The organism is Micromonospora sp. B11E3 (assembly GCF_039871625.1).
GTDB lineage: Bacteria > Actinomycetota > Actinomycetes > Mycobacteriales > Micromonosporaceae > Micromonospora.
On record NZ_JBDPMC010000140.1, the window covers coordinates 1 to 7887 of the forward strand.

The following is a 7887-nucleotide window of genomic DNA, read 5'->3' on the forward strand; positions in this document are numbered from 1 at the left end:
CTGTGAGAGGACCACTTCATACCGGGGTTCTGCGTCTTTCCCTTGCACCACAACGGGTCCGGGCGTGTCCGCACCGGCCACCAGCACCGCTACCCGCCGCACTCACACCGTTACGCGGAAAGGCTCAATGACTACCCTGCTCGCCGCCCAAGGTGTCGAATCCGCAGACCACCGCTCCCTTGCATTTTATGGGAATTGCATGAGCGCTACCCGCAGCAGGCAGGTGACGCGCGCCGCGGATATGTAATGCGCGGCATTCCCGCAACCCAGCCAGTACCAGGTCACCGCGACGTCCGACTCCCGGGTCGCCCACGCTGCATGCGCCGCCCCGTTGCACCCATTTGATCTGCTCGCCATCACCGCCCGGTTCGGTGGTGGACCGCCTAGCGACTTGCGACCTCGACGACGGCATTTAGCCCGGCCTAGGCAAAACAGGCGTGAACAAAGAGCACCACAACAACGGGGAATAGCAAGTCATCAACATCGGAGATCGACGTGTTCCCGTAAACGGTATAGTCGGCCACACCACCCATCCTTGGCGAACATCCGCAGAACCGGCTCAGCGCCACGGCTTGCAGAACCAAGGGGGCCTCCGGTCCGATCCCTGATCCGGAACAGAACCGCAGCGTTTTAGCCTTCCTGAGCCACTGATAGTCGATCAATGTCGTGAACCAGTACGGAAAGCGCCTTTTACCTAGTTTCCCTGCGTCAGGGTGTGACCACCATCGGCAAAGGGAGAGAAGCGATGAAGAGCCAGGGTGCGATCGTGAAGCGGTGCGGCTGCCTGAACCCGGCCACGAGGCGGGCGCTGGGCAATGGCTGCCCAAGGTTGCGGGAGCCGGACCACGGAAGTTGGTATTTCCACTGCTCCACTCGGAGTCTGCTCGGGCAGGCGGAGCGTGTGCGCCGGGGTGGGTACGCGTCGGAGGCGGCCGCGCGGAAGGCCCGGGACGAGTTCCTGGTCCTGTCGCGGGAGCGGCAGGCTGGCCGGTCGTGGACGGTCGACAGGTGGTTGCGGTACTGGTTGTCGACGAGGGCCCGGATCCGGCCGACGACGAAGATGCACTACACCCGCGACGTCGAGCGCTTCCTTATCCCGCACATCGGGCATCTGATCTTGGGTGACCTGACCTCGCGGCAGCTCAACGCAGCGTTCACGCAGATCGCCGCCACTCGCAACCGGTCCGGCCAGCCGCAGACGCCCTGCACGCTGCAACACGTCCACACCACGCTGCGGGCCGCGCTCAACGCCGCAGTCCGCGAGGGGCTGCTCGTGGACAACCCGGCCCGGCGGGTGGAACTGCCCGCCCGGGAACGTCCCCTGGCGCAACTGTGGACCGAAGCGCGGGTCGCAGAGTGGGAAGCCACCGGGCAGCGGCCCTCGGTTGCGGTGTGGACCCCGGCCCAGCTCGCTGCGTTCCTCGACTACGTCCGCGACGACAACCTGTTCGCCTTGTGGTGGCTGATCGCGCTGCGCGGCCTGCGCCGCGGCGAAGCCGCCGGCCTGCGCTGGACCGAGATCGACCTACAAGCACGCCAACTAGCGGTCGTGCGGCAGCGCACCACCGCCGGCTACGACGTCCACGAAGGCCCACCCAAGTCCGCGACCAGCCGCCGCACCATAGCCCTCGACCGGCACACCGTACGGATCGTGCGCCAGCACGCCGAACGACAACGCCAACAGCGTGCCGCGCGCACCGGCGCTGGGAAGGTCTGCCACGACAGCGGCTACGTCTTCACCAGCCCCGACGGGCTCCCCATCCATCCTGGCTATCTCACCCAGCGCCTGCGGCTCCTGGTCGACCGGGCCGGGCTACCGCCGATCCGGCTGCACGACCTCCGGCACGGCGCTGCCACCCTCGCCCACGCCGCGGGCGCCGACCTGAAAACCATCCAGCATCAGCTCGGCCATGCCACCATCCGGATCACCGCTGACACCTACACCACCAGCCTGCCCGCCGCCCAGCACAAGGCCGCCGAAGCCACCGCCCGCCTCGTCCTCAACGCCAGCAATCCCGGCACCGCGATGCGGCATCCCGCCGGGCGCGGAAACAGCGCAGCATGGCGCCCGACCGCCGTCGAGAAGACGAAGCCAGCCGACGACACCCGCGCAGCCCGGAGGCGGTCCAAGACGAAGGACCGGGTCGCCCCGAAGGGCGGGCGCCGGCGCGCACGCGAAAGCGGGTGACGATCTCGCCACGAGCTGCCCGGAGAGCCCGGAGCACATCCTTGCCTCCCCGGGCAGCTCAGCTGGTCCGGGCACGCCGAGCCGCGCCTGCCACCCGATGAGGGCGCCGTGTGGTGATAGCGATCGCCAGGGTCAGGCCTGGGATGCTCCTTCCAGTGACATGCGGATCTTCGCGTGCGACAGCAGCAGTTCAGCGCTGGCACGCACCGACTCCTTGGCCATCTTCTTGAACACGTAGATGTAGGTTTCCGCGGTGGTGACCGGGCTGGCGTGGCCCATGTCGTGCTGGATCATCTTCAGGTCCACCCCGGCCGCCGACGCCAGCCCTGCGGCCGCGTGCCGCAGGTCATGCAGCCGCACAGGCGGCAGCCCCAGCTGCTTGACCAGTGTCGCGAACCGGCGGGTCAACCAGTCCGGGCGCACCGGGCGGCCGTTCGCGTGGACGAACACCCGTCCCTTCGGATCAACCCCGCCGCGCCGGCGCCGCTGTTCATGCCACAACTCCCACAGCAGCTTCACCGTGGCCTCGTCGAGCGCCAGTGTCCGCACCCCCGCAGCTGACTTGGGTGGGCCGAGGTGCTCCCGCCCGCCGATGACGATGACCTGTTCCCTGATCGTCAGCTCCCCTGCGGCCAGGTTGATGTCCTCCCAGCGCAGGCCTGCCATCTCGCCCCGGCGCGGGCCGCGCAGCGCCACCAGCCACCACAGCACGAACAGCGGATCGTCGCGCACCGCCACAAGAAACCGCGCCAGGTTGTCGAGGTCCCACACCGCGACCCGTGGGCGCACGCCGGTCTCGCGCCACACCGCCTCCTGCTCGTCATCCCAGACCACAGCGTGCGGGCGCGCCCCGTTCGGTAGCCGCAGGTTCCGGGCGGGGTTGTGGCCGACGATGCCCTGCCGTCTCGCCTCCGACAACGCGCTACGCAACACCGCCCGAATCCGGCTCACGCTGCCCGGCGAGATCAACCGGCCGCCACGCACGACCTGACGGCAGATCACGTCCATCGCCCGCTGAACCGTCTTCACGCGCAGCTTGCTCAACCGATACACGCCAAGGTGCGGGATCAGGTACTTCTCCACAATGCTGCGGTAGTTGAGCACCGTCGTCGGCCTCAACCGGCCCTCCAGCTCCGACAACCAGAAACGCAGCCACCGTCGCACCGTCCAGGTCCGCGCCACCGCCTCCGGCCCCGGCAACTGGGCCGAATCCCAGCAGGCCCGCTCCGCCTCAGCCAGAGTGGCGAACCCGCCCCGACGGACCCGATCACGACCGCCGTCAACAGCGGGGACCTGCAACGAGAAATACCAGCGCCCATGACCGAGGTCCGCCAGCCGCACGCAGCGAGCGCCGAACTGCTTACCCGTCTCCTCGTCACGGCAGCCACACCGCCGGTACACCCGCCCCAGCCCATCCGAGGTGCGCATCAGCACCCACCCCAGAAGCCCTCGACAACCAGCAGAGTCCGCAGCGATGTCGGGCAAGCCTGCACGGCCGAACCCCAGCACTCGGACTTTCCATGCCAAAAGTTCAAGTCGATCTCAACTTTCTAGAAGATCGACTACGGATCAGAAAGCGGAGTCCGAGTCTCTCCGGGGCGCGCCCACCTGACGAATCCGCTGCGCCACCACGCAACTCAGCAGCTCAGCAACGCCGCGCCAGTCCAAGTACGTGTGCCACAGGCGTGACTCACACGTGACTCACACGACGACAGGGAAGATAGCCAATCGGCTATCTTCCCTGGTCAGATAAGCGCGCCCGAAGGGACTCGAACCCCTAACCTTCTGATCCGTAGGGTTCAACCTCTCGTACCGGGATGTGGAGGAGTTGCTGGTCGAGCGGGGGTCGAGGTGGATCACGTTACGGTCTACCGGTGGGTGCGGTGGTTCACCCCGCTGTTGGCCGACGCCGCTCGCTTCGCTCGTCACTCACCTGGTGACCGTTGGTTCGTGGACGAGACCTACGTCAAGGTCAACGGGGTGTGGCGGTACGTGTACCGGGCCGTGGACCAGCATGGTCAGATCATCGACGTGCTCGTCTCGGCCCGTCGGGACGCCGCAGCGGCCCGGCAGTTCTTCCACCGGACGCTGACCACGCCGAAGGTCACGCCCGGCGAGATGGTCACCGACGCGAACCCGGTCTGTCCGAGGGTGCTCGACGACCTGGTCCCGTCGGCGTGGCACCACATCGAACGACACGCCAACAATCCGATCGAGGCCGACCACAGCCAGCTCAAGCACAGGCTCAGACCGATGCGCGGACTCCGCACCGACCGCACCGCGCAGACGATCATCGCCGGCCATGCCTTCGTTCAGAACCTCCGACGCGGACACTACGAACTCGCCGCTGACGTCCCGCCCGGTCTGCGGGTGGCCGCCGCGTTAACGAAATTGGCCCGAGCCATCTGACAGTGCCCGGTGACGCGGCTCGGCTTGTCCACCGATCCGCCAACGCAACAGGGCCCATCAACCTGCTCCTATCTGTGCCTACCAGCTCTTACTGGCCATAATGGACTTTTATTGAAATCCGTTACACAGATCTCCCTACAGGCCCCACGGCGTTCGCGCAGCCTTGACTCGATCGTGCATCAAGCCGTAAAAGGGTTGCCGAGCGACGTGAGGTGAGGTGAGCATTCTTGAACGTGCCGTATGGGAACCGCAGAGTTCTCTTGCTGTCCGACGGGTTCGGCGGAGCCACGATGGCCGCATACTGTCACCTACGGGATCGGCGTGTCCAAACCGCGTTTCATCCGGCATCGACCTCTGAGGACATGATCGCAGCGGTAGGTCAGCATGCCCCGGACATCGTGATAGCTCCCACCTTGACCAAACGGGTGCCTGCGGAACTCTACGATCGGGTCCTCATCAACCATCCGGGGCGCTTGGGCGATCGGGGGCCGTCCTCCATCGACTGGGGACGGGTCCGCCGGGATCCGCTCGGTGGGAACACCGTCCTCCTCGCCGAGGAGGGGTGGGACACCGGTCCGGTGGTCCACACCACGAGTTTTCCCTATCCGTCCTGGCCGGCGACCAAGAGTTGGCTGTACTCCCACCTCAACCGGGCTGCGTTCCTCGCCGGCATCGACCACGTGCTGGCCGGGCTCGGGGCCCCGATGCCGCTCGACGAGTCCCAGCCGGACGTGCTGGGCCGGTGGAACAACCCGATGCGCCAGCGAGACTGCGAGATTCACTGGACTATGTCGGCGGAGGACATCGTCTGGAACGCCGCTGCCCGGGACGGCAGCCCTGGGGTGCTCACCGAGTTGGCCGGCCACCAGGTGTACGTGTATGACGTCCACCTGGGCGGGCCGGTCAACGGGGATGCGGACCCAGGTGACGTGGTGGAGTGGCAGCCGAACGGGGCCATCCGGGTGGCCGTAGGCATGCGCACTGGGGACGGGTACCGGGAGAGTGTGTGGGTCGGCTACGTCAAGCCCAAGCCTCCTGCCCAGCACGGTCCCGCGTTCAAGCTTCCCTCTGCCGTATGGATCGGTCAGCAAGGGCGGTACCTGCCCTTGCGGTGGACCGGGCAGGGACCGGGGCCAGGGTACCGTCCGATACGGATATCTTTCCCCGACAGCACCCTGGCTATCGTCACCGCCGCCGCGTACAACGGCGCCTGGTCTACGGAGTTCTGTCAACGTGTCACTAGGGCGCTTGCGCACGTCGAGCGGCTGCCGGACATCCGTCGAGTCGTACTGCGCGGAGGTGGCGCCGACCCGTTCGGCAACGGGATCCACCTAAACCACATTTACGCCGCGGATCCGGGCTGTGGCTCCCCCATGCAGGCCGAGGCGCGGCGCAACATCTCGGCGATCAACGAGGTCGCTGAGATGCTGTTCCGCCTGCGCCGCGCGGGGCGGCAGGTCATCGTGGTCGCGGACGGGGATGCTGGTGCGGGTGGGGCTTTCCTTTCCCTTTGCGGAAGCGTGGTGGTCGCCGAGGAGGGGCGGGTCCTCAACTACCACTACAAGAGCATGGGCGGGCTTACCGGCTCCGAGTACCACACGTTGACGCTGCCCGGGCGCATGCCAGACCCAGCAGACCGGCATGCCCTTCTCGATGAGTGCCTGCCCCTGAGTGCCTACCAGGCCCACCGACAGGGCTTGGTGGACTACCTCGCTCCTGCTGGACTCACCGGGCCCGCGCTCACCGAATGGATCGTGGAGTTCAGCAGGAACTACGGCGCCCAGGTCGATCGGCGCGTCATGAAGGTGAGCGACGCCCCAAGCGCCGAGGCCGAAGCCGCGACATCGCGAGCCGAGCTCACCACCATCTTCCGGGACTTCGCCGGTAGCGACTTTCAGCAGGCGCTCGCTCGGTTCGTCCTCAAACAACCCACTACACCGCCGGTCGCAGCGAGACGGTATCGCGGCGGGTACCAGGAAGCGAACTTCCCGCCCCCTCAAGGCGAGTGATTCTGGCGGGGCTGCGGGAATAGGCAAGGCAACGCCGTTGCCTCTACGAGTGGTACACCGACGGCACCTGGCGGCAGAAGGCATGTTCGCCGACCAAGCAGCTGCGGCCCTACACCGGCAGCGGCGACCGGACCGTCGCTCGCGCGACGTGCAACTCGACCGTCCAGACGATCTCCTGGCGCAACCACGTCGACGTCGACGTCGGTGGCCAGATCGACACCTCCGAGCAGCCGTACGATCAAGCCAACGTCGACTGCATGGTCAACTGAGAGGGCGTTCAGGAAGAGTTCGTAGATATTTGCCGGCTTTGGGCCTGGTGGCTTTAGGGATGATTCGCAGGGATAAGCGAGCATCCGAGCTAGCCGGAACCGCAACCAGGGTGTCCGCTTATCTCATAAATGAACCATGGATTCCGTCTGGTCTAGAAATATTGCCAACACTCCACATCGGACGCGTGCAAGGCCGACGGTTCGGTCTGGTGTAGACGGTGCGCCGTGAGTGAGCGGAAACCCTACCCGAGCGACCTGTCCGACGCCCGCTGGGCGCTGATCGAGCCGACCCTGACCGCCTGGCGGCAGGCCCGGCTCGACCGGCGGCCCTGCGGGTGCCGGAAACCTCGTCCGTCCTGGTCACAGCCCTCTTGATGACTCAGATCAGGACGCTGGCGTAGTGTCAAGGGCTCTCGTGGCGGATGCGGCGATGATCTACGTGGCGTGCTGCGCGAGGATGACCGGCTGTGCTGTTTCGACTGGCCTACCTCGGTGTGACCAACGCTCTCGCGTTGCTACGGCTGCTGCCAACGAGCGACCGGGACAAGGATGCCGAGATCCTGGCGCTGCGACACCAAGTCATAATCCTCGAACGGCAACTGAACGGCGAGAAGGTCCGGTTCACCCCATCTGACCGGGCATGGCTCGCCGCCCTGCTGCACCGGCTACCCCGCGACACGCTGCGCCACCTGCGGCTGCTGGTCCGCCCGAACACGGTGCTGCGCTGGCACCGGGACCTGCTAGCCCGCCGGCACGCCAGACTCTCCCAACCCCGGCAGGCCGGACGGCCACCCACTGTCCGGTCGATCAACCGGCTGGTGCTGCGCCTGGCCCGCGAGAGCTGGCCGCGATCGACCGTGAACACGCTGGAATCCGACCGCGAATTGTCAATCCCCTGAAAGCGTGGAGGGCTGTTTAAGCTGCCTGAGCCAGGCGGGCTTGGGCGATGAAGCGTTCGTAGTCGATGGGTGACATGCCGTCGCAGGCGCTGTGGCGTCGGCGGGTGTTGTAG

General features: G+C 66.6%; 4 protein-coding genes and 2 pseudogenes. 5 read left to right on the plus strand and 1 reads right to left on the minus strand.

Annotated features, from left to right (window positions below):
* Positions 1-745: 745 nt before the first annotated feature.
* Positions 746-2188, plus strand: coding sequence for a tyrosine-type recombinase/integrase (locus tag ABGB16_RS32530; RefSeq protein WP_347671902.1), 1443 nt, complete (start codon positions 746-748; stop codon positions 2186-2188).
* 132 nt (positions 2189-2320) lie between these two features.
* Here ABGB16_RS32530 and ABGB16_RS32535 read toward each other — a convergent pair whose 3' ends face one another.
* Entirely contained in the window at positions 2321-3616 is a 1296-nt protein-coding gene (locus tag ABGB16_RS32535) for a site-specific integrase (protein WP_347671903.1), read from the minus strand.
* Positions 3617-3980: 364 nt separating this feature from the next.
* On the opposite strand from ABGB16_RS32535, the pseudogene ABGB16_RS32540 reads away from it, so the two are divergent.
* The 4 genes and pseudogenes from ABGB16_RS32540 to ABGB16_RS32555 all read left to right on the plus strand — a co-directional run.
* A pseudogene (locus ABGB16_RS32540) lies at positions 3981-4597 on the plus strand (IS6 family transposase); the annotation flags it as partial.
* Between the two features lie 362 nt (positions 4598-4959).
* Complete coding sequence (locus ABGB16_RS32545) at positions 4960-6606, plus strand: enoyl-CoA hydratase-related protein (RefSeq protein WP_347671904.1); 1647 nt, start codon at positions 4960-4962, stop codon at positions 6604-6606.
* A gap of 494 nt (positions 6607-7100) precedes the next feature.
* A pseudogene (locus ABGB16_RS32550) lies at positions 7101-7223 on the plus strand (IS5/IS1182 family transposase); the annotation flags it as partial.
* 119 nt (positions 7224-7342) lie between these two features.
* Positions 7343-7774: a hypothetical protein gene (locus ABGB16_RS32555; protein ID WP_347671905.1), complete on the plus strand. Its 432-nt coding sequence runs from the start codon at positions 7343-7345 to the stop codon at positions 7772-7774.
* Positions 7775-7887: the final 113 nt, after the last annotated feature.

Excerpts from the sequence above, each read along its gene's own strand:
- ABGB16_RS32535 (WP_347671903.1), bottom strand. The coding sequence starts at position 3,616 with ATGCGCACCTCGGATGGGCTGGGGCGGGTGTACCGGCGGTGTGGCTGC.
- ABGB16_RS32530 (WP_347671902.1), top strand. The coding sequence starts at position 746 with ATGAAGAGCCAGGGTGCGATCGTGAAGCGGTGCGGCTGCCTGAACCCG.
- ABGB16_RS32545 (WP_347671904.1), top strand. The coding sequence starts at position 4,960 with ATGATCGCAGCGGTAGGTCAGCATGCCCCGGACATCGTGATAGCTCCC.